The 1,942-nt window shown below is 67.2% G+C and carries 2 protein-coding genes and 1 tRNA gene; 1 reads left to right on the top strand and 2 read right to left on the bottom strand.

Annotation, left to right across the window (positions count from 1 at the left end; all coding sequences use genetic code 11):
• Both GJ632_RS21225 and GJ632_RS21230 read right to left on the bottom strand, forming a co-directional pair.
• A partial coding sequence (locus tag GJ632_RS21225; protein ID WP_231751748.1) for an OB-fold nucleic acid binding domain-containing protein occupies window positions 1–970 on the bottom strand: 970 nt, incomplete at its 3' end.
• 219 nt (window positions 971–1,189) lie between these two features.
• Window positions 1,190–1,681 (bottom strand): hypothetical protein, encoded by a 492-nt coding sequence (locus GJ632_RS21230; RefSeq protein ID WP_191453958.1) that lies wholly within the window; start codon window positions 1,679–1,681, stop codon window positions 1,190–1,192.
• A gap of 141 nt (window positions 1,682–1,822) precedes the next feature.
• Here GJ632_RS21230 and GJ632_RS21235 point away from each other — a divergent pair.
• A tRNA-Arg gene (locus GJ632_RS21235) sits at window positions 1,823–1,895 on the top strand.
• The last annotated feature ends 47 nt before the right edge of the window (window positions 1,896–1,942 follow it).

A 1,942-nucleotide genomic window follows, 5' to 3' on the forward strand; every position in this document is an offset into this window, starting at 1 on the left:
GTCGTCGTGCGGGAGTGTGGGCTCTCGGGCCGATGGCGTCACCGGTCCCAGTCACGGGGCGATACGGTTTTGCGAGGGGTCGTCTTTTCCCGGGCGTTTCGGCGGTCCGTAGATGCCCGGCGATGTCGACGGTCTCGCCGATCTCCAGCGCGGCGATATCCGTCGTCTCGGGGACGTACTCGACGTCCTCGTCGAGTTCCTCGACCGTCCCTCGGTTGCCGACGTGCAGTTCGAGGCTGCCGTCCCGTTCGCGGACGTAGCCGTCGACGACTTCGACGGTGATGTCGGGGTCGTACTCCTCGGCGAGGTCCGCCTTCTCGTCCCAGAGGGTCACGCGGATGCGACCCGTCGGGTCGCCCAGCGTGAGGTTGGCGACGCGGCCCTCGGAGCCGTCGTCGCGGTCGAACGTGCGCACGCTGTCGGTGCTGAGGACGCGACCCTTCAGGTTCACGTCCGAGAGGCCGAGCGAGAGGTCTTCGACGCGGTAACTGTCCTGCGTCTGGACGTCTATCTCCGCCTCGGAGTCGGGTTCGACCTTGTCGACGCTGACCTCGACGCCGTTGTAGCCGTCTTTCGGCCGGCCGGCGATGCGGAGCACCTGCCCGACTTCGAGGTTCTCGAGGGCCTCTTCGGCCATCCCGTCCCACATCGAGATACGGATTCGCCCCGTCTCGTCGGCGACTTCGACGTTGACGACGCGGCCGTCTTCGTCCTCGCCGTCGCGTTCGAACGTCCGGAGTTCGCCCACGCTCATCACCTTCCCGAGGAACTTCACGTCGTCCATGCCGGGTTCGATGTCGGCGATTCCCTCGACCTCCTCGTCGCGCAGTTCGTGCGCGAGGAGCATCGCAGCCGTCTCCTCGTCGGCGAGGCCGCCCATCTGTTCGACCTTGTCGTTCACCGCGGCCTCGAACTCCTCGAACGGCACGTCGGTGTCGAGGTCGTCGTACACGTCCTCGATGGCACCCATCTACGCGACACCTCCGACGGAGTCTCGGCGGCGCGCTTCGGTCCGGAGAGAGAGGTCCGGGACTCCGAATGCAGCGACCACAGTCATGTTCGGGACCAAGGTAGGCCCGCGCTTAAGCGTTGTCTTGTGGGGAGTATCCGGGCGCTGTCTCCCGATTTCGGCGTCTCGGCGTGGCACGGTGAGTGTGGGCTCGTACTCGGATAAAAACGTTCGCCGCCGTCAGAGCGACGCGGTGACCACCTCGCGGGACCCGTCCACGTCGGATTCGACGAGGGTCACCGTCCCGGGGAGGCCGTCGTCGAACGCGACGGTGACTTCGTAGCCGAGTCGCACGATGGCCTGCGTGCACATCGCGCCCGCCTCGCGGTCCTCCTCGGTGGCGACGACGACGCGCAGTTCGTCGGCCGCGGCGTCGTACGTCGCGCCGTCGAGGACGGCGACGGTACAGCCGTTCTTCCCGCGGACGCATCCGCGGCAGACCACCGCGTCGTCGTCCGCGCGGACCCGGGCCTCCGGACACGCGTCGACTGCCGACAGCGATGCGGCGCGAACGGTCGGTGCCGGTCTCCCGGCGTCTTCGGTTTCGTCCATGGTGTCTCCTCCGTCGGTCCGCGTGGCGGCGTCGCCTCCCGGCGCCTCGGACCCGCCGAGACAGCCTGCGAGTGGGAGGGCGAACGTCGCGACACCCGCGAGTACCGTTCGGCGTCGCATGCGTTCGCCGACGACGCGGGAGTGAAAAACGGTGGCGTAGACACAAAGAGTTCTCTCCGTTTATCGCGTCCCGAGGTGTCACACTGCGAGGGGCCGCCGTATCGCAACCGCTTTCAAGGGGTGCCGACTACGGGTAGATGAGTCCTGGTAGGGTAGTGGACTATCCTCTTGGCTTGCGGAGCCAGGGACCGGAGTTCAAATCTCCGTCAGGACGCTACATTTTCCCGCGCTACGCGACGAGCGACAGCGAGGAGCCCGCGC

Origin of the sequence: Halogeometricum sp. CBA1124 (genome assembly GCF_009741955.1) — an archaeon.
Lineage (GTDB): Archaea > Halobacteriota > Halobacteria > Halobacteriales > Haloferacaceae > Halogeometricum > Halogeometricum rufum.

What these genes read in the sequence shown, in the direction of transcription:
- GJ632_RS21230 (WP_191453958.1), bottom strand. Translation starts at nt 1,681, where the DNA reads ATGCGACGCCGAACGGTACTCGCGGGTGTCGCGACGTTCGCCCTCCCA.